Annotated in this window: 19 protein-coding genes; 15 read left to right on the top strand and 4 right to left on the bottom strand. The window is 49.9% G+C overall.

The window, feature by feature from the left end; all coding sequences use genetic code 11:
• Positions 1-90 precede the first annotated feature (90 nt).
• Positions 91-399 carry a DUF1272 domain-containing protein gene (locus D515_RS00315; protein WP_002535070.1) on the top strand — a complete coding sequence of 103 codons (309 nt, stop codon included), beginning with the start codon at positions 91-93 and terminating at the stop codon, positions 397-399.
• A 39-nt stretch (positions 400-438) separates the two neighbouring features.
• Positions 439-744: an NIPSNAP family protein gene (locus D515_RS00320; protein WP_002535071.1), complete on the top strand. Its 306-nt coding sequence runs from the start codon at positions 439-441 to the stop codon at positions 742-744.
• Between the two features lie 67 nt (positions 745-811).
• Here the strand turns inward: D515_RS00320 and D515_RS00325 are convergent, their stop codons facing one another.
• Positions 812-2,146 (bottom strand): serine hydroxymethyltransferase, encoded by a 1,335-nt coding sequence (locus D515_RS00325; protein WP_002535072.1) that lies wholly within the window; start codon positions 2,144-2,146, stop codon positions 812-814.
• Positions 2,147-2,255: 109 nt separating this feature from the next.
• Here D515_RS00325 and D515_RS00330 point away from each other — a divergent pair, with 109 nt between their 5' ends.
• Entirely contained in the window at positions 2,256-3,116 is an 861-nt protein-coding gene (locus D515_RS00330; RefSeq protein ID WP_002535073.1) for a LysR family transcriptional regulator, read from the top strand.
• 35 nt (positions 3,117-3,151) lie between these two features.
• Complete coding sequence (locus D515_RS00335; RefSeq protein WP_002535074.1) at positions 3,152-3,769, top strand: LysE family translocator; 618 nt, start codon at positions 3,152-3,154, stop codon at positions 3,767-3,769.
• A gap of 58 nt (positions 3,770-3,827) precedes the next feature.
• Here D515_RS00335 and D515_RS00340 read toward each other — a convergent pair whose 3' ends face one another.
• A complete protein-coding gene (locus D515_RS00340; RefSeq protein WP_039849368.1) occupies positions 3,828-4,370 on the bottom strand; it encodes a hypothetical protein in 543 nt (180 codons plus the stop codon).
• Between the two features lie 168 nt (positions 4,371-4,538).
• The gene (locus D515_RS00345; protein WP_002535076.1) at positions 4,539-5,516 is read right to left on the bottom strand and encodes an MBL fold metallo-hydrolase; all 978 of its coding nucleotides are present in this window, start codon (positions 5,514-5,516) and stop codon (positions 4,539-4,541) included.
• Between the two features lie 114 nt (positions 5,517-5,630).
• Here D515_RS00345 and D515_RS00350 point away from each other — a divergent pair, with 114 nt between their 5' ends.
• The 6 genes from D515_RS00350 (at position 5,631) to D515_RS00375 (ending at position 10,835) form a co-directional block, all read left to right on the top strand.
• Positions 5,631-6,536, top strand: a complete 906-nt coding sequence (locus D515_RS00350; protein ID WP_002535077.1) for a LysR family transcriptional regulator — start codon at positions 5,631-5,633, stop codon at positions 6,534-6,536.
• A 67-nt stretch (positions 6,537-6,603) separates the two neighbouring features.
• Positions 6,604-7,215, top strand: a complete 612-nt coding sequence (locus D515_RS00355; RefSeq protein WP_002535078.1) for a Crp/Fnr family transcriptional regulator — start codon at positions 6,604-6,606, stop codon at positions 7,213-7,215.
• A 94-nt stretch (positions 7,216-7,309) separates the two neighbouring features.
• Positions 7,310-8,041 carry an SDR family oxidoreductase gene (locus tag D515_RS00360; RefSeq protein ID WP_002535079.1) on the top strand — a complete coding sequence of 244 codons (732 nt, stop codon included), beginning with the start codon at positions 7,310-7,312 and terminating at the stop codon, positions 8,039-8,041.
• The gene (locus D515_RS00365) at positions 8,042-8,479 is read left to right on the top strand and encodes a DUF2141 domain-containing protein (RefSeq protein ID WP_039849370.1); all 438 of its coding nucleotides are present in this window, start codon (positions 8,042-8,044) and stop codon (positions 8,477-8,479) included.
• A gap of 9 nt (positions 8,480-8,488) precedes the next feature.
• Entirely contained in the window at positions 8,489-9,154 is a 666-nt protein-coding gene (locus tag D515_RS00370) for a TVP38/TMEM64 family protein (RefSeq protein WP_002535081.1), read from the top strand.
• Positions 9,155-9,551: 397 nt separating this feature from the next.
• Positions 9,552-10,835 (top strand): ferredoxin reductase family protein, encoded by a 1,284-nt coding sequence (locus D515_RS00375; protein ID WP_002535082.1) that lies wholly within the window; start codon positions 9,552-9,554, stop codon positions 10,833-10,835.
• A gap of 103 nt (positions 10,836-10,938) precedes the next feature.
• Here D515_RS00375 and D515_RS00380 read toward each other — a convergent pair whose 3' ends face one another.
• Positions 10,939-11,895 (bottom strand): AEC family transporter, encoded by a 957-nt coding sequence (locus D515_RS00380; protein ID WP_002535083.1) that lies wholly within the window; start codon positions 11,893-11,895, stop codon positions 10,939-10,941.
• Positions 11,896-12,245: 350 nt separating this feature from the next.
• Between D515_RS00380 and D515_RS00385 the strand changes: the two genes are divergently transcribed.
• From D515_RS00385 to prpF, 5 genes are all read left to right on the top strand, one after another.
• Complete coding sequence (locus D515_RS00385) at positions 12,246-12,950, top strand: GntR family transcriptional regulator (RefSeq protein WP_002535084.1); 705 nt, start codon at positions 12,246-12,248, stop codon at positions 12,948-12,950.
• Between the two features lie 12 nt (positions 12,951-12,962).
• A complete protein-coding gene (gene prpB, locus D515_RS00390) occupies positions 12,963-13,862 on the top strand; it encodes a methylisocitrate lyase (RefSeq protein ID WP_002535085.1) in 900 nt (299 codons plus the stop codon).
• A gap of 134 nt (positions 13,863-13,996) precedes the next feature.
• Positions 13,997-15,124 (top strand): bifunctional 2-methylcitrate synthase/citrate synthase, encoded by a 1,128-nt coding sequence (gene prpC / locus D515_RS00395; protein WP_002535087.1) that lies wholly within the window; start codon positions 13,997-13,999, stop codon positions 15,122-15,124.
• A 23-nt stretch (positions 15,125-15,147) separates the two neighbouring features.
• Positions 15,148-17,742, top strand: coding sequence for a Fe/S-dependent 2-methylisocitrate dehydratase AcnD (gene acnD, locus D515_RS00400; protein ID WP_002535088.1), 2,595 nt, complete (start codon positions 15,148-15,150; stop codon positions 17,740-17,742).
• A 9-nt stretch (positions 17,743-17,751) separates the two neighbouring features.
• Complete coding sequence (gene prpF / locus D515_RS00405; protein WP_002535089.1) at positions 17,752-18,948, top strand: 2-methylaconitate cis-trans isomerase PrpF; 1,197 nt, start codon at positions 17,752-17,754, stop codon at positions 18,946-18,948.
• The last annotated feature ends 10 nt before the right edge of the window (positions 18,949-18,958 follow it).

The following is an 18,958-nucleotide window of genomic DNA, read 5'->3' on the forward strand; positions in this document are numbered from 1 at the left end:
GTTTCTTTCCGTGGATTAGGAGGCCCCAGTAGGTAGTATCTGTGTAAGTGATTGCATTGATGTGGCCACTTTCAAAAAAGGAATTTGCCTATGCTGGAAATCAGACCTAACTGCGAATGCTGCGATAAAGACCTGCCGCCTGAATCAACCGAGGCAATGATCTGCACTTACGAGTGCACTTTCTGTGTCACTTGTGTGGAAGACATCCTTTCTAACGTTTGTCCAAACTGTGGCGGTGGATTTATGCCTAGGCCTATCCGTCCAAAAACAGCGCGGCGTGAAGGGTTGAGTATTCATCACCAACTGCCTTCAACTAAGCGGGTGCATACGCCTTACACCATTGAAGAACTCAAAGACTTTGGTGAGCAGTACAAACATATTGCGCCTGAAAACCGCTAATGCCAGCAACAAGCCAACTTGATAAACAGGGAGAGTGAAATGGTTACGTGTTATCTGAGGTATGTCATCGACCCGACGAAAACGGCAGAGTTCGAGCAATATGCCAAGATGTGGATTCCTTTGGTGAACAAGTTTGGCGGTCAGCACAACGGATATTTTCTGCCTTCTGAGGGGGCGAATAATATCGCGCTGGCGTTGTTCACGTTTCCAAGCCTTGCGGAATACGAAGCCTATCGCATCAAATCGTTTGATGATGAAGCCTGCAAAGCGGCTTTCAAATTCGCAGAAGAGACTGCCTGTATCGTGAGTTATGAACGCAGTTTTTTCCGCCCCGTTTTTGAATAGGCCTTAAACCTGCCCCAAAAGGGAAATGCGTCGAGAGAATTCGCTTCACCCGACGCATTGGCAAATATTAACTGTGAACATAACGCATCGTCGTAAACTCTCGGCGAAGTGCGGAGACCGCTTTAGCAATTTCCTCATCAGGTTTTCTGCCTAACAATGAATCGGCTATATGCTTAGCCACTTTAGACATGTGCTCCGCAGTGAAACCAGCCCGGACAATCTCTGGTGTACCAAAGCGGAGGCCGTTCATGTCGCCCTCTACCGCTTCAATTGGCAGACCAATTCCGCATGTAAGGATATTCGCTTGGCGCAGCTTCTTCGCCATGGTTTGCCCGCCACCGAAAGGTGCTGCTTGAATGGCGAACTGGTGAGATTCGGAGGGAGTTTGACCATCAGGGCCAGTGACTTGAAAAACTGGCAGTCCTTCAGCCTGACATGCACGAGCCAGTGCTTGATTGGCTTCAATCATGGCATTGGAATAATCCGCGCCGAACGTCTTCCAATCCAGCAGCGACACAGCGAGTGCGGCAGATTTAGCAGCATCAAAGTTCGCGGTTAAACCCGGGAAGGCGATGGCATCAATACGTTCCATCAGTTCGGTATCGTTCGACACGATCAGCCCACCTGGAGGCCCACCCAAGCTTTTGTAGGTGCTCATAGTGATCAGGTGAGCGCCTTGATTCAGAGGGTTTGGCCAGCTTTTACCAGCAATGATCCCGCATTGGTGCGCTGCATCGAACAGCACTTTGGCACCCACTTCATCGGCAATGGCTCGTATGTCTGAAACAGGGTGGGGCAAGAGGTTCAGGCTTCCGCCAATGGTGATCAATTTGGGTTTGAGGGCGTGTGCTTGCTCTCTCAGCGCATCTAAGTCGACGGTGTAGTGCTCGGCGTCCGCTTTCATTTCGACAATATTGAGCCCATACAATCCCGCTGCACCTGCATTGTGGTGAGTAACATGACCACCGATAGAAGCGGGCGGAACGAGAATGGTGTCGCCCGGTTGTGCGGTCGCCATAAAGGCGTAAAGGTTTGCCATTGCGCCAGAGGCGACGCGGATTTCAGCAAATTTGGCATCGAAAACATCACACGCCAACTGCGCAGCGATGATCTCGATTTTCTCGATGGCTTCCAGTCCCATTTCATACTTGTCGCCGGGATAGCCGAGAGAAGGGCGAGTACCAATACCTGTTGCCAACAGCGCTTCCGCTTTTGGGTTCATGATATTCGTGGCCGGGTTGAGGTTGATGCACTCTCTTTCGTGGATGTTTCGGTTCTCATCGGAAAGCGCATAAATTGCCGCAATGACACCTGATTCGTTTAAGGTGCCGATATTGCCTATGGTTTCTTGCGCGTAATCATTGATGCTTTCTGCTACCCAAGGCTTCTTATGAAATGCCATTTTTGCCGTTCCTTCTCCGTTTCGTGATGTATCTATCTCAACGCGGAAGACCATTTCGCTCAAATGGATTATTTTTTGTATAAGGCAAAAATAATTTTGGGCTTAACGCATGCGTTCTGTTCGTTATCCTCAACTTCCTCCTTTAGATGCGCTGGTAGCGTTTGAAGCTGCTGCCGAACATGAAAGCTTTGCGAGAGCGGGAGAAGAGCTCTTCCTGACTGCATCTGCAGTGGCGTATCAGGTCAAAAAACTCGAAAGCCATTTGGCCGTTTCTTTGTTCGCAAGGCACGGGAAAGGGGTTTCACTCACTCCCAAAGGTAAAGAATTTTTAGTGCTGGTTAAACAAGCGCTCAAAGGTTTCGAGGAAAATGTTGAACGGATTCGGCATGGAAAGCTAAGGCCAGTTCGCTTGGCGACACAGCATGCGATTGCTCAGTTCTGGTTGCAAAAGCGTTTGGGAAGTTATCAGCATGATTTCCCGGAACATGAATTGGAGATCACCGCTGTGTCTACCATTTCCGGTCAGCCGGAAGAAACCGATCTTGCGCTGGGCTATTTCCTTCATGACCCTGGCCGCCGCTGGAAAAAGCTTTGGAGCGAGACTCTGTTACCTGTTAGTGCCCCCAGTTATATAGGTAAGGATGACCCCGTCTTTTACCAAGACATGCACTGGCATGACGACTGGCGATTCTGGCAAGACAAGTTCAGCAGTATCCAAGCGCGAACGCGTCGCTCCAGTTTGTATGCTTTGTTGTTGCAATCAGTCTTGGACGGGCAGGGAGCGATGGTTGGGCGGGTTTCCCTGCTGCAGGATTACTTGGATCGTGGTGAGCTGGTGCCTTGGCCTGACGATTCAGTGAATCAGGTGGAAAGTGGTGGATACTATCTTTATCGAAGCGCCGCCTGTGATGATCATCCTGTGGCCAATCATTTCTATGATTGGTTGACGGTGCAGTGTGCTTCCCGATAGGGTAAAACGTCACCAAAAGGACGTACGATACGCTTATGGAACTGATCACCTTTCTGTTATTTATCCCTGCCTGTTTTGCTCTAAACATGACGCCGGGACCAAACAACTTGCTCGCGATGAACAATGCCCGTTGTTATGGCTTTCAACCTGCGCTGGTGGCCAGCTTTGGCCGAATTGCCGCCTTTGCGGTAATGATTGCATTAACTGCCTCTGGATTGGCGGTCATCCTCTATGCATCAGAAAAGGTCTTTCTGGCGATAAAGCTAGTTGGCGCTATGTATCTGTTCTGGATCGCTTTCCAACTTTGGCGGTCAACGTCGAGCCCGGTAAGTGATGTAGAAGCAGATAAAAAGGTGAAAGCATTGCTTCAACAAGAGTTCGCACTCGCTGCTGGAAACCCAAAGGCCATCCTTATTTTTACTGCGTTTCTGCCGCAGTTTGTTGACCCGTCTGCACCCATCAATCAGCAGTTCTTTATTCTGGGTTTGACATTCTTGGTGCTGGAAGTGGTCGCGATTTCTATGTATGCGCTCTTCGGTATTTATCTTCGCCAATGGTTTAGTAAGCCTAAAATGGCGCGATGGTTTAACCGCGGATGTGCAGTTGTACTTGGTGTCTCTGGCGGTAACTTGCTGATGATGAATCGAAGATGATTGTGGGTTTTCAGGAAGTATTTGGAGAAAGGGCGCTTAACGGCGCCCTTTGTCGTGATTAGTTATAGTGAGAGGTGAGTTTTCGCGCTTCGACTTCCATCGGCGCGTTGTAGTAGCCATATACAAACATCTGCATCAGGTACTCGCGGGTTTGGGCGGTGAGTCCTGCTCTCTCTGATTGCATCACGTGCACTAATTCGTGAGGAAGTAGATCACGTTGGGATTTGTAGCGGTTTTGAATCCAAATGCCGTAGCCAAAGGTGTACCCTGCCATATTAGGATTGGTGTAACCCACGCGTTTGGCGATGTCGAGTAACTCCGGGTCGGTTGGTGCAGGCAGTTTATCTACATAATACACCCGAACCTTTTCGGGATGTTTTACACCCATCTTTTCCGCGATAAGTGCCTCTTGAGGCGTTAATGGAATACCTTTCTCCAGTGCTTCTGCCTCGGCTTCGTGGGTGAACTTGGCTGCTGCAGGCATCAGTTGCTCGACACCGTCAATCAACTCCTGAGGCGGGTTGGCATAAATTTCATCCCTGTTGACGCAACCAGTGGCTACCAAGGTACCCAATACCATCGCTATGAGTTTTCCCCTCATTATCCTTTCCTTTCTCCATATACCGTCTGGTGAAAGGATACCCCTTGATGATTCAGACAAGGCAGACTGGCACTGATTCTTCGAGTCGCACCGCAATGGTTTAGGAAAGAACTGAACAAAACAGCCACCCTAAAGGTGGCTGTTTGTCGTTAGAACGGGAGCTGGAGGTTATTGCTGCTTAGACAAATCGCGGTAAGCTGCGGGTACGTTCAAACCAGGGTGAACCCAATCACGAAGTGCGTAACCGGTAAACTCTGGCAACTGCACTTTCTTCACCGTCTCGCCAAGAGACAACCCATCATCAATCGCTTGCTGTACTTGGGTTTTAATCGCTTCTAGATAATCAATGTGCCATTGAATATCTTCCGGTGTCATCGGTGAACCGTGGCCCGGCACTACCGTCGCATCTTCAGGAAGAAAGTCTTTCACTTTCTGAAGTGAACTCAGGGTTTCCAGCAGGTGACCATCCAAAAGCCAAGGCAGTGAAGGTTTCACAGTAACGATTGGGTTACCCGTGTACATGGTTTTTGATTCCGGTTCCCACACAAACAAATCACCACCAGTCTGTGCGAATCCAAAATCCATGATCTCAACATTTTTGCCACCGAGGTCGATGGTTATTTTCCCATCTTTCCCTACAAGAATATCGGCGTCAGTCGGTTTGATTTCCTCGATGCCGCGTCCTTTACCGAAGCTTTGCATCATCCACTGTGTATCTGCCTCAAAATGATTGTCGATATAGTTTTGAGTCACCTCATGTTGGATGATTTTTGTTTCTTCCGGCAGGTACATGTTTCCGTAGGAGTGGTCCCCATGGAAGCTGGTGTTAACCGCATAAATGATGGGTTTCTTTGTCTCAACGGCAATCATTCCCTGTAGCTGTTTGTTCAGACGTTCGTTGAGGGTAGTGTCAATCACAAGCACACCTTCGTCACCCACAATAAAACCGCCGCTGGTGGCAACAGGTAGGCCTTTCTTTTCCAGCTCTTTGGCATCAGTTGGGTAATAGGCGTAAACCCCATCATCGAGCTTTTCAGCGACGAGCTGAACCTTGTTGGCATCCCATACTGGCTCATTAGCTTGCGTTGAGAGACTTAAGAGTGAAGTCGCAGCAAGTACTGCCACTGTTGTTTTGGTTATTTTCATCTTGCTTTCCTTTACTTGTCGTCCATTTGTGTTCACTCTAGAAATTCTTGAATAAAGAAAAAACAGCATTTTAAGTAATTCAGTGTTCTCCCAAAGAGAACAATTGGAGAGGCGATGGACAAGTTCACCAATATGGAAACCTTTGTGCGGGTGGTTGAGATTGGCAGCATTAGCGGTGCAGCAGACCGCATGAACATTGCCAAATCCGCAGTCAGCCGACGTTTAAAAGAGCTGGAAGAACACCTGAATGTTCAACTGTTCCACCGCACAACACGCACCATGCATGCCACGGAAACAGGCACGGAATATTACAAGCATTGCCTTCGTATTCTGGAAGACTTGCGTGAAGCGGAGGAAATGACTTCTCAGGCGCATTGCGTACTGAAAGGACCATTAAAGGTTGCTGTTCCCTCAACATTCGGCGTGCTACATATCGGCCCAGCCATTAACGACTTTCTTCAAGAGCACCCACAAATTGAGTTTGAACTGGACTTCAATGACCGACAGGTTGATTTGATTCAGGAAGGCTACGATCTCGCTATTCGCATTGCTGACCTGCCTGACTCTACGTTGCTCGCCAGAAAAATTGCTACAGTTCGACATGTGCTTTGTGCCAGCCCAGAATACCTACAAACACATGGCTCTCCTGAATCCCTTTCCGGTCTAAGTCATCATCAAGCGCTGGTCTACAGCCTGAGCAAAGATGTCAGTCATTGGCGGCTAAACACACCGGAAGGTAAGCTGCAAAAAGTGAAGATTAAGCCCGCATTGAAGGGGAGCAGCGGGGAATTTCTGCTATCTGCGGCAGAAAAAGGGATGGGTATTGCCCATCTGCCAACATTTGTTGTCCATCAGGCCATCAGGGAAGGGCGTCTAGAAGTGGTGCTGCCCGGCTATGCCTTTGGTGAACTCAACGCCTATGCGATTTACCCGCAAACACGGCATTTATCACGCCGAGTTAGAACCTTGATTGATTTCCTGGTCGCCCGATTTGAAGGCACACCTTATTGGGATAAGTAAGATCTGTAACTCGCTGTAACACGTAATGAATTAGCCGATGGTCAACCGATGAAGAACGGAAAGGTGGATGGAAGAAAAGCAGATACTGGCACAGTTTGAAGTGGGTTTCAGACAGCATTTTGCTCTGAGCGATGACGAATGGCAGTCTTTTATCGATCAGGGAAAACTCAAGCTCTACAGCAAGGGTGATGTCCTGTTCAGCGCCGGAGATGTTGTCGACAAAGTAGGGTTTGTTTGTGCGGGTACCTTGTGCAATTTCTATCTCACGCCAGACGGCAACCGACGTAACAAGTCTTTTCTCCAACAGGGCGAGGTGTCTGCGTGTTTATCGTCTTTCGCAAGAGGGCTGCCAGCGCGCTTTGGCTGTGAAGTATTAACCGATTCAGTGTGCTTCGAATTGCCTGCGAAGGCGTTAAGAAGTTTAAGTGGGTCATCACCGGGGTGGAAAGATGCCTTCCTACAGATGGTGACGGCATTGGCCTTAAAAAAAGAGGCGAGGGAAGCTGATCTACTGATGCTGTCGCCGACCGAGCTCTATATTCAGTTTGTCGAAACCTGCCCTGATTTATCGCAATCCTTGCCCAACTACCATATCGCGTCCTACCTTGGCATCACGGAAGTCTCACTCTCCCGCATCCGCGCTAAACTCGGCCTCCAAAACGCTTATCAGCGCCAGTAAAAAAGAAGAAATTTGGTGGTTTTAACTCTTGTTAAAGTGTTAGCTGCCCCTTCCCGATAAGCTGACTCCCGAACTGTCGAAAAAGGGAGTCAGGATGAAACTACTCAATAAAACCATTGTGCTGACTGGTGGGACGTCCGGCATTGGCCGCCAGTTAGTTGAACAACTCGTCGGCGACAACCAACTGATAGTGCTTGGGCGGGATGCAGAGAAACTCAGCACATTAAAGAAACAATGGCCTTCCATCATCACTTTTCAGGTTGATTTGGCGGATGTGGATAAGGTTCATCTCATCGCCCAATCTATTGCCTCCGCGAAACCCGAAATAGATTTGCTCATCAATAACGCTGCGGCCCAGTTTATGCCGAAATTCACTGATGAGGCGTTCACATTCTATACGGTGAAAAAGGAAGTCGATACCAACTTCACCTCTGTTTGCGCGCTAATTCATGGCTTATTGCCTGCGCTTTTGGCATCGGAATCGTCTCGCGTCATCAACATTAATTCTGCACTCGGATTAGTGCCAAAGGCATCTTCTGCGGTTTATTGCGCAACGAAAGGCGCACTCAACATCTTCTCCCAGAGTTTGCGCTATCAACTGGAAGGCTCTGTTGTTGGCGTACAACAGGCTTTTTTGCCTCTGGTAGATACCGCAATGACTAAAGGCAGAGGCAAGAACAAAATCTCACCAGATGTGGCCGCCGCTGAAATTATCGCTGGTATCGAAAAAGGCGAGGACGACTTTGACATTGGTGCGACCCGATTTTTACGAGTGCTGAATGCCTTGGCACCTTTTGCAGCACGCAAACTACTGAAGGCGTCATAAATGGTCACAAAACAGAGTTGGCTGGGATTTATTTGGGGAGTGATTTCAATGAGTGCAACGGCGACAGAAAACAGCGTAGACATCGTTGTGAAGGGGATAGACACAACAAGGCCAGGAAATGTGTTGGTGATGTTATTTGCTGAAGACGGTTTTCCAAAGAAGCACGACAAAGCGCTAAGGATCGTGAGTTACACCGCTGACAAAGCAGAGCGGAACGTCACCTTCGAAAATGTGCCAACGCAGTTTGCTGTCAAGGTTCTACACGACGAAGACGAGGATGGGAGAGTCACCAAGAACTGGACAGGTGTCTGGCCCAAAGAAGGCTTGGGTTTCTCCAACGGTGCGCGAATCACGTTCAAAGCGCCAAGTTTTTCCAGTGCGCAGCTTGAAGCTTCAAGTATCACCTCTCCCCACGAAATTACTATCCGTTATCCGTAAGGAGGATTTATGTCATCACTTTTTAAACTCATGGGCATCATGGCACTGTTTTTTGCATCGACCTTTATTGCGGTGAATGCGATGGGCTGGCTAACGGTAGAGCAGATTCAAACTTGGTTTGAGCAAGCACAGTCACTGAGTGCACTGACTGTTGCCACTATTGTCGTTTCACTGCTGTTTTTGGATTTGTTCATCGCGGTACCCACGCTTTCCATCATGATTCTCGGCGGCTATTTCGCAGGGGCGTATGTTGGCGCCTTGGCAGCCTTCATAGGTACTTTGCTGGCGGGAATTGCCGGGTATGTCTTGAGTGCAAAGTTTGGAGATAAGTTGGTCAATGTCGTCGTGAAAGATGAGAAACAGCGCGCTGAGTTACGTGGTCACTTCCGTCAGCATGGTGTGTTAATGATTTTGCTTTCCCGCGCCATGCCGATTCTGCCAGAAGTCACAGCATGTATGTCAGGTATCAGCCGAATGAAATTCACAACTTTCGTACTGGCTTGGTGCACGGTCAACGTGCCGTATACCTTTATTGCTGCTTATGCAGGGTCCATCAGCAGTCTGGAAAACCCAAAACCGGCCATTCTCACCGCGATTGCACTCTCAGTCTTCTTTTGGATTGGATGGGGATTACTCAGACGCTTTTCGTTGAAACGACCTATTCGCGCGGACTAGCCTAGGATCTGTTGGCCTTTGGTGGTTAAATTTTGTTCTAGCCATAAGCGTTTTAGGCGCGGCGAGGTGTATGCCGCCTAGTCATTCTAAGCAAATACACCTCAACAAAGCATAAAACGCTTAGGGCAGAACCCTCTGGGCAGCGTTTGTGGGGACTTTCTCCTGCGTTATCGGCTTCTCATGTAGGCCAGCTACACATCGAAGCCTCTGCCTTGTATAAAATCCCCACAAACTGCTGCAAAAATCATCACCAAAGACCAACAGACCCTATAAAGAGGATTAAAAACAGTGTTTCGATAGTTAGATTTCACAACAATTCGACATTCGAAGCACTATATTTCAAAAGAGGAAGCCTTTCTAATTCAAACCAATTTTATACACACGACAGGCAAGTCTTTTGAAATTGAAATTCGCACTGGATAACCGGAAAAACATCTTAGTTGCCGGCGCAGTAATACTTAGCTTCATCGGCATAGGTAGTTTGCTGCCGGAAGAATTAACGCTTCAACGCTGGATTGCAGCCTTTTTTGCTGCCAATGCCTTGGTGGGAATGGCATTGGCTTTTCTGCTTTCGACGCGCATGGAAATTCTGGAATCTATCTTTGGCGGTTTGGATAGGGTTTACAAAGCGCACCGATGGGCGGGCATTTGGTCGGTATTTTCTATCTTCATGCATTGGTGGTTAGTGCCGCAGTCTGAAGTCGCTCGTGAAGAAACCAGTTTGATTGAGATTGGCTCCGACACCGGAGAATGGGCAACTTGGCTGCTTCTGGTCTTGGTAGTGATCAGCTTTATGCGCATGCTGCCTTACCACTTATGGAAGTGGAGCCATCGCTTGATGGGGTTGGTTTTCTTCATTTCCGTCTTCCACTATCTTTTTGCCGTCAGGCCTTTCCAGTTGTTCTCGCCAGCGGGAATCGCCATGAATCTGACAGCAGTTATTGGTGTTTGGGCTTGGTATTACTATGCCTTTGGCAAAGACACCAGTAAGCACTACATCGGAAAAGTTGAAAACGTGAAAAAGCAAAATGGTATCGTCAGTTTTGATACCAAGCCTTTGCAGGGCAAGCCGAAGTGGGAAGCCGGGCAGTTCGCCTTTGTCTCAGTCCTCCATAACGACAACATCAAAAGCGAACCGCACCCTTACACTATCGCAAGCAGCGATCACGATGGTAAGCCAAGCTTCTCGATTGCAGCATTGGGTGATTACACCAAAACGCTTTATGAGCATTTGGAAAACGGCCAGATGATTCGACTGGATATGCCATACGGGCGCTTCCGCTTGGATATGAAAGCGAAAGAGCAAATCTGGATTGGTTCAGGCATCGGCATCACCCCGTTTATCGCTTGGTTACAATCGCTCAACAGCCAAAGCAAACAGCATCCTTCAGTCACGCTTTATTATCTGGTGAAAAACGAAGAAGCTGCAATTTTTGCGAAGGAGCTCGGTGAATTAGTCGAAGGCTTGCCAACGGTCAATCTGAACATTGTCTATTCAGTGCAAGGGCGACTAACGCCAGAAAAAATTGCCGAGGATATCAATGGCGATATCGGTGATGTTTCGCTCTATTTCTGCGGCAACCCTGAAGTCAGAAAGACAATGCAGGAAGGGCTAGAGCAACTCGGCATGCCGAAGAACAACACCCATTATGAGCTGTTTGATTTTCGGGGTGCTTTGTAAGTCACTGTACAATGCGAAATAGAAAGCCGCTGTTAGAAGCGTCTTTCTTCGTTTTGCGGTATTAACTTTCCGAAAAAGCTATGAGTCGCAGGATGGTTTAGCGCTATATCAACCCCAACACTTTCAACACCAATGACCCCACGCAAACCGTCACGCTAGAAAACAGGGTAGTGAGCCCGATGATATTGGCGCTTAACGTGGTATTGGCTCCGGCGGCTTGTGTCATGGCATAGCTTGCTGCTGCCACAGGTGCTGCGTTCATGAAGAACAGAATCCCTAGTTCTAAGCCTCTGAATCCATACAGGTAACCAATCAGGGTAAAGGCGAAAGGCGCAACCATGAGCTTGTTAGATGCTGCAAACCAGGTTGGCTTTTTCTCGTCTCTCATCATCCGGAAATCCAAGCTGCCGCCCGTACACAAGAGCGCGAGTGGAAGTGCGATTCGGGAAAGGTAGTTGCCCGTGTCGACAATCACGGGTGGGAGAGTGATATTCAGCAGTGAAACAACAACGCCAAGTGCAATCGCGATAATCAGCGGATTCTTGGCCAGATTGATAAATATGGTTTTGGTCGATTGCAGTTTGGAACCCGCCGAGCGCGGCGACAAGCAGATCACCGCTTGAATGTTATATACGACGGTAATCACCGCCACATAAATTGCCGCGAGTGCCAGCCCTTGACTGCCATAGGCATTTTCAACGTAAGCGATGCCTATGATGGCAGTGTTGGCACGAAAGCTCCCTTGTATAAGCACGCCGTGATCTGGGTTTCCCTTGAAAGCCAGTTTGGTGGACGCGATACAAAACAGGAAAAAAATCACCGTCATGACCACGGAAAAAGCCAGAAATTCTGTGGCTTGCGAGAAGTTATGGTCAGCCGTGGCAATACTTAAAAACAGCATTGCTGGCAGGGCGACATTGAACACCAGCCGTGAAGCAACATCGTTAAAGTTGGCGTTGGTCCACTTTAGTCTTTTGAAGATATAGCCAAGGGAAATAATGAAAAAGATCGGTGCAACGAGAGAAAGGGAAAACGCTAATTGCTCCATGATGTTAGCCATTTTTCTTCTTCATCTCGACTGCGAAGGGGTTACTTAAAATCTACGCTATTTATGCGTGAATACTCAATAGCCATGCTATCAAGACTGTGTCTCTCATTTGCCTGTCCCACAAATCTATCACTTCTTAACGCTTCCTTAACTTCTTTATTGATGACCTTATACCTTGGTCTTAATTGTCGACAATCCTCTTGATCTAATCCCTTTTCAGTGTCTAAAGTATGTCCATAAGATTAAATTGTAGACAATGTTGAGGGTGTGTCGATATCTCAATTTCCTCGGGAAATGCTTGTGAAAGCGTTGGAGGAAACAACGACAAACACCGTCAACACAGCCATTGGACAAGGAACACAATGAGCGAAAACAACGCATTAAGCGAGACGCTGGAAAGCGTGAGTCCCACATCGAAAGAAAACACCAAGTCGGAAAATCTGACAGCCTTGCTGGTCGAGGCCATCGTCTCCGGCGAAATCGCGTCGGGAAGCAAAATCTCTGAACCAGAACTCGCCCGCCGTTATGAATGCAGCCGTGGGCCGCTGCGCGAAGCCATTATGCGCCTGGAAGGGCTGGGGTTGATTGAGCGTATTCCCCATGTGGGTGCGCGTGTCATTACTTTAACGCCAGCAAAGCTCGTTGAATTGTATGCAGTGCGTGAAGCCTTGGAAGGCATGGCGGCGCGACTGGCAGCCAGAAACATCAAGCAAGATGAGCTTCAAGGCATTGAAGACTTGCTGACCAAGCACTCCAAACATATTGATGAAGTCGAAGGCGCGTCCTATTTTCACCAATACGGTGACTTCGATTTTCACTACCGCGTGATACTCGCCAGCCGCAATGAAAAGCTCATCAACTTACTCTGTGGAGAGCTGTATCACCTGCTTCGCATGTACCGCTACCAATCACCCAAGACTCAATCCAGACCCAACCATGCGTTAGAAGAGCACAAGTTTATTTTGCACGCGATCCGTAACCGTGACGAGGAGTTAGCTGAGCTGGCAATGCGTCGCCATATCGCGGGCAGCCGTAAGGCAATCGAACAACAAATCCTAAAAGATTAGAAGGACCTGACTATGACACTCTCTCAAGGAGCGAAATTCCGACAAGCTGTTGAGAAAAACAACCCGCTGCAAATTGTCGGCACCATCAATCCTTACTGTGCCATGATGGCACAACGTCTTGGCCACCAAGCCATTTACCTTTCTGGCGGTGGTATCGCCAACGCAAGTTACGGTCTGCCTGATCTTGGCATTACCACGCTGAATGATGTGTTGGTCGATGTTGAGCGCATCACCAATGCCTGTGATTTGCCCTTGCTGGTGGACATTGATACCGGATTCGGCGGCGCATTCAATATTGCCCGCACGATTAAAGCGATGGAAAAAGCAGGCGCTGCAGCAGTGCACATGGAAGATCAGGTTGCACAAAAACGCTGTGGTCATCGTCCGAACAAAGCGATTGTTAGCCAGCAGGAAATGGTCGACCGCGTAAAAGCCGCCGTCGATGCCCGAACCGATGACCAGTTTGTGATCATGGCGCGCACCGATGCGCTGGCCGTGGAAGGCATGGACAGTGCGATTGAACGTGCGATTGCCTGCATTGAAGCGGGTGCTGACATGATTTTCCCGGAAGCGATGAACAAGCTGGAACAATACCAGCAATTCTCAAGCGCGCTTCGCAGTGCGATTGGCAAACCTGTGCCCATCCTCGCCAACATCACAGAGTTCGGTCAAACCCCGCTTTATGCCTGTGAAGAACTGGCCGCAGTGGACGTCGACATGGTGCTTTACCCGCTGAGTGCGTTCAGGGCAATGAACAAAGCGGCGGAAAACGTCTATCGCCACCTTCTCGAAGAGGGCAACCAAGAGGCGTTGGTTGATTCAATGCAAACCCGTGCCGAGCTCTACGACTACCTCAACTATCACGACTACGAAAACAAACTGGACGATCTGTTCGCACAAGACAAATCGTGAAGGCAAGAACGAATACCCGTTAACAAGCGCTTGCTGAGACTCACGCTTGAATACAAAAACTAAATCCAATACGTGAAACCGTTCGTCAATAACGCCCCGACAGAGGGCAACCGCGAACTGAAAAGGAGTTCAACATGCCAAACAAAGAGCTAAGTGGAGCAGGGCTACGTGGTCAAAGTGCAGGTACAACAGCGCTGTGTACTGTTGGAAAATCAGGCACAGGGCTAACTTACCGTGGCTATGACATTACCGACCTGGCGAACAACGCGCAGTTTGAAGAAGTCGCGCATCTGTTATTGCGTGGTCATCTGCCCAATCAAAAAGAACTCGACGATTACAAAACGCGTCTGGTGAGTCTGCGCGGTTTGCCGACAGAGCTGAAACAGGCTTTGGAGCTCATTCCCGCTTCAGCGCACCCCATGGATGTGATGCGCACTGGCTGTTCGGTTCTGGGTAATCTAGAGCAAGAGCAGGATTTCTCTGAACAGTTGAACGCCACCGAGCGCATGCTGGCACTGTTCCCCGCCATCATTTGTTACTGGTATCGCTTCAGCCACGACGGTGTGCGCATTGATACGGAAGACACCAGTGAAGATTGCACCGGCGGTTACTTCCTGAAAATGTTGACGGACAAAGCGCCGAGCAACCTGCACAAGCAAGTGATGCATTGTTCGCTGATCCTCTACGCAGAGCACGAGTTCAATGCCTCCACCTTTGCGGCGCGTGTGTGTGCGTCAACGCTGTCCGACCTGCACTCCTGTATTACGGCGGCCATCGGCACCTTGCGTGGTCCTTTGCATGGCGGGGCAAACGAGGCGGCCATGGAGATGATTGAAAACTGGCAAACACCTGATGAAGCTGAGCAGAACATCCTGCGCATGCTGGAAAACAAAGACAAAATCATGGGCTTTGGTCACGCGATTTACCGTGAAAGTGACCCGCGTAATGCGCTCATCAAACGTTGGTCGGAAGAACTTTCTGAAGCCGTCGGTGACACTCACCTTTATGCCGTATCAGAACGTGTTGAAGCTGTCATGAAGCGCGAGAAAGGCTTGTTCTGCAATGCGGATTTCTTCCACGCCTCTGCCTATCACTTTATGGATATTCCCACCAAATTGTTCACACCGATTTTTGTAATGAGCCGTTTAACCGGCTGGGCGGCACACGTATTTGAGCAGCGCGAAAACAACCGCATTATCCGTCCAAGCGCTGATTACACCGGGCCAGAATCCCGAGATTGGCTACCGATTGAGCAGCGCTAATAGGCGGAAATAGGGAACAGACGATGACGCAAAACAATACCCAATACCGAAGGCCGCTCGCGCAAACCGGACTCGACTATTTTGACGTTCGCGCAGCCGTTAATGACATCAAGCCGAACGCTTATGACACTTTGCCTTACACCTCGCGTGTATTGGCAGAACAACTGGTGCGTCGCTGCAATCCGGCGGATTTAAGAGCCAGCCTGACCCAGATTGTCGAAGGGAAAAAGGAACTTGATTTCCCTTGGTATCCAGCGCGCGTGGTGTGTCACGACATTCTTGGGCAAACCGCATTAGTGGATTTGGCAGGTCTTCGCGATGCCATTGCAGACCAAGGTGGCGACCCTTCACGGGTCAATCCCGTAGTGGAAACCCAACTGATTGTCGATCATTCATTGGCCGTCGAACATGCTGGCTTCGAACCCGATGCGTTTGAAAAGAACCGAGCAATCGAAGAGCGTCGCAATGAAGATCGCTTCCATTTTATTGAGTGGTGTAAAACCGCCTTTAAAAACGTCAGCGTGATCCCTGCAGGCAACGGCATCATGCACCAAATCAATTTGGAAAAGATGTCGCCGGTTATCCAGAACCAACAGGGCGTCGCCTTCCCCGATACCTGTGTCGGCACAGACAGTCACACTCCACATGTTGATGCATTGGGCGTGATAGCGATTGGTGTTGGTGGCCTTGAAGCCGAAACCGTCATGCTTGGTCGACCCTCCATGATGCGCCTGCCAGACATCGTCGGCGTGAAATTGGTGGGCAAACGTCAGGAAGGCATTACTGCCACAGATATCGTATTGGCACTCACTGAGTTTCTGCGCAATGAACGCGTGGTGTCGAGCTATCTGGAATTCTTTGGCGAAGGCGCACGTGCACTGACCATTGGTGATAGGGCGACCATCTCTAACATGACGCCAGAATACGGCGCAACCGCTGCCATGTTCTACATCGACGAACAGACTATCAACTACCTCAAGCTGACAGGCCGCGAGCCTGAACAAGTCGCCTTGGTAGAAACCTACGCCAAAACCGTTGGCTTATGGGCAGATGATTTGGAAAGCGTTCGCTATGAGCGGGTTCTTGAGTTCGATCTTTCCAGTGTGACACGTAACATGGCAGGCCCTTCAAACCCGCATCGCCGTTTGCCTACCAGTGAACTTGCCGCGCGCGGCATTGCGTCTGCGCAGGCGCCAGCAGGCTCAGAAGGCAGCATGCCGGATGGTGCGGTCATCATCGCTGCTATTACTTCCTGCACCAACACCAGTAACCCGCGCAATGTGGTCGCCGCTGGTTTGGTGGCGAAAAAGGCGAATGAGCTTGGCTTGGTTCGAAAGCCTTGGGTGAAAACCTCCTTCGCGCCAGGTTCGAAAGTGGCGAAGCTGTATCTGGAAGAAGCAGGGCTGTTGCCTGAATTGGAACAGTTGGGCTTCGGCATAGTGGCTTACGCCTGTACCACCTGTAACGGCATGAGCGGTGCCTTGGATCCAGTTATCGAACAGGAAATTATCGAGCGCGACTTGTACGCGACAGCGGTGCTTTCCGGTAACCGTAACTTTGATGGCAGAATCCATCCGCACGCCAAACAAGCGTTTTTGGCTTCGCCGCCGCTGGTTGTCGCTTACGCCATTGCAGGCACCATGCGCTTTGATATCGAACGCGATGCGTTAGGCACTGATACCAACGGCAAGCCGGTTTACCTTAACGATTTGTGGCCGACCGATGCAGAAATTGACGAGGTGGTGGGCAAGTCCGTCAAACCGGAGCAATTCCAACGTATTTACATCGAAATGTTCCAGCAAGACGAGAGCGCAAGCCTTAGCGAGCCCCTTTACGACTGGCGTCCAATGAGTACCTACATTCGCAGACCGCCATATTGGGAAGGCGCATTGGCAGGTGAGCGCACCTTGAAAGGTATGCGACCACTAGCGGTGCTGGGCGACAACATCACCACTGATCACCTATCACCATCAAACGCAATTCTGCCATCCAGCGCAGCGGGCGAATATCTGGCGAAAATGGGTTTGGTACCTGTCGATTTCAACTCTTACGCGACGCATCGAGGCGATCACCTGACTGCGCAACGTGCGACTTTTGCCAACCCGAAACTGCTCAATGAAATGGTGAAGGAAAACAGCGAAGTGGTGCAAGGTTCTCTGGCGCGTGTCGAGCCGGAAGGTAACGTCACCCGCATGTGGGAAGCGATTGAAACCTACATGGAACGTAAACAACCGCTCATCATCATCGCTGGCGCAGATTACGGACAGGGATCTTCACGTGACTGGGCGGCAAAAGGCGTTCGTTTGGCGGGTGTTGAAGCGATAGCAGCAGAAGGCTTCGAGCGTATTCACCGCACCAATTTGGTCGGCATGGGCGTGTTGCCTTTGCAGTTCAAGGCAGGCGTTAATCGCAACACCTTGGGGATTGATGGTACAGAGCTTTATGACGTGGTGGGGGAGATCAAACCCGGCGCGGATTTGGCTTTGGTTATCACCCGAGCCAATGGTGAAAAGCTTGATGTCGTTGTGACCTGCCGTCTTGATACCGAAGATGAAGTGAAGGTCTATCAAGCGGGTGGGGTGCTTCAACGCTTCGCGCAAGATTTCCTGGCGCAGTAGGTGGTGAGCATGAGTAAAAATTTGAAAATTCCTGCCACCTACATGCGAGGTGGCACCAGCAAAGGCGTCTTCTTCAGGCTGACAGATTTGCCTGTTGAAGCGCAATCGCCTGGCGCAGTGCGAGATGCGATTCTGATGCGGGTGATTGGCAGCCCTGATCCCTACAGCAAACAGATTGACGGTATGGGCGGCGCGACGTCCAGCACCAGCAAAACCGTGATTGTGTCTAAAAGCACTCGCGACGACAACGATGTTGATTACCTGTTTGGTCAGGTTGCAATTGATAAACCCTTCGTCGATTGGAGTGGCAACTGCGGCAACCTTTCAGCAGCGGTCGGGCCATTCGCGGTACATGCAGGTTTGATTGCCAAAGAGCGCATGGTCGACAACGGCGTTATCTCTGTGCGTATTTGGCAAGCCAATATCGGTAAAACCTTGGTGGTTGACGTGCCAATGCGCGACGGGGAAGTAGAAGAGTCTGGCTATTTCGAACTCGATGGCGTGACTTTTCCTGCCGCTGAAGTGCCAGTGGAGTTTCTTCACCCTGCGGGTGCGCCGGGTTCTCTGCTCCCGACAGGCAACCTTATCGACACGTTGGAAGTGCCGGAAATCGGCTCATTCCGCGCTTCATTTATCAATGCAGGTATCCCGACCATCTTCCTTGATGCGTCAGAGCTTGGCTATGAAGGCACAGAGCTTCAAGACGCCATCAACAATGATGCGGAAGCATTGGCGAGGTTTGAAAAAATCCGCGCTTATGGCGCCATTCAAATGGGTTTAAACCAAACCGTGGAAGATGCCCAAACCCGCCAGCACACACCGAAGATTGCTTTCGTTTCCCCGCCTAAAAGCTATCTGAGTTCCAGCGGGAAAAAGGTGGAAGAGGCTGATGTCGATGTGCTCGTCCGCGCCTTGTCGATGGGCAAATTGCACCACGCCATGATGGGAACAGCAGCCGTAGCCATTGCAGCAGCGGCCTGTGTGCCGGGCACTATCGTCAACTTGGCGGCTGGCGGTGGAGAAAGGGAAAACGTGGTTTTTGGTCATCCTTCCGGCACTTTAAAAGTCGGCGCGAAGGCACATCTCAAGCCCGAAGGCTGGTGGGTTGAAAAGGCAATCATGAGCCGCAGTGCCCGCATTTTGATGGAGGGACGCGTTCATGTGCCTTCCAGCGTTTTAGAAGCGAACGAGCGCGGCGAAAGCTAACGCGCTCAGA

Source organism: Grimontia indica (genome assembly GCF_000333895.2).
GTDB classification, from domain to species: Bacteria; Pseudomonadota; Gammaproteobacteria; order Enterobacterales; family Vibrionaceae; genus Enterovibrio; species Enterovibrio indicus.

Bases quoted from the DNA above. Each gene is read 5' to 3' on its own strand.
- D515_RS00315 (WP_002535070.1), top strand. From the start codon at position 91: ATGCTGGAAATCAGACCTAACTGCGAATGCTGCGATAAAGACCTGCCG.
- D515_RS00320 (WP_002535071.1), top strand. From the start codon at position 439: ATGGTTACGTGTTATCTGAGGTATGTCATCGACCCGACGAAAACGGCA.
- D515_RS00325 (WP_002535072.1), bottom strand. From the start codon at position 2,146: ATGGCATTTCATAAGAAGCCTTGGGTAGCAGAAAGCATCAATGATTAC.
- D515_RS00330 (WP_002535073.1), top strand. From the start codon at position 2,256: ATGCGTTCTGTTCGTTATCCTCAACTTCCTCCTTTAGATGCGCTGGTA.
- D515_RS00335 (WP_002535074.1), top strand. From the start codon at position 3,152: ATGGAACTGATCACCTTTCTGTTATTTATCCCTGCCTGTTTTGCTCTA.
- D515_RS00340 (WP_039849368.1), bottom strand. From the start codon at position 4,370: ATGAGGGGAAAACTCATAGCGATGGTATTGGGTACCTTGGTAGCCACT.
- D515_RS00345 (WP_002535076.1), bottom strand. From the start codon at position 5,516: ATGAAAATAACCAAAACAACAGTGGCAGTACTTGCTGCGACTTCACTC.
- D515_RS00350 (WP_002535077.1), top strand. From the start codon at position 5,631: ATGGACAAGTTCACCAATATGGAAACCTTTGTGCGGGTGGTTGAGATT.
- D515_RS00355 (WP_002535078.1), top strand. From the start codon at position 6,604: ATGGAAGAAAAGCAGATACTGGCACAGTTTGAAGTGGGTTTCAGACAG.
- D515_RS00360 (WP_002535079.1), top strand. From the start codon at position 7,310: ATGAAACTACTCAATAAAACCATTGTGCTGACTGGTGGGACGTCCGGC.
- D515_RS00365 (WP_039849370.1), top strand. From the start codon at position 8,042: ATGGTCACAAAACAGAGTTGGCTGGGATTTATTTGGGGAGTGATTTCA.
- D515_RS00370 (WP_002535081.1), top strand. From the start codon at position 8,489: ATGTCATCACTTTTTAAACTCATGGGCATCATGGCACTGTTTTTTGCA.
- D515_RS00380 (WP_002535083.1), bottom strand. From the start codon at position 11,895: ATGGCTAACATCATGGAGCAATTAGCGTTTTCCCTTTCTCTCGTTGCA.
- D515_RS00385 (WP_002535084.1), top strand. From the start codon at position 12,246: ATGAGCGAAAACAACGCATTAAGCGAGACGCTGGAAAGCGTGAGTCCC.
- prpB (WP_002535085.1), top strand. From the start codon at position 12,963: ATGACACTCTCTCAAGGAGCGAAATTCCGACAAGCTGTTGAGAAAAAC.
- prpC (WP_002535087.1), top strand. From the start codon at position 13,997: ATGCCAAACAAAGAGCTAAGTGGAGCAGGGCTACGTGGTCAAAGTGCA.
- acnD (WP_002535088.1), top strand. From the start codon at position 15,148: ATGACGCAAAACAATACCCAATACCGAAGGCCGCTCGCGCAAACCGGA.
- prpF (WP_002535089.1), top strand. From the start codon at position 17,752: ATGAGTAAAAATTTGAAAATTCCTGCCACCTACATGCGAGGTGGCACC.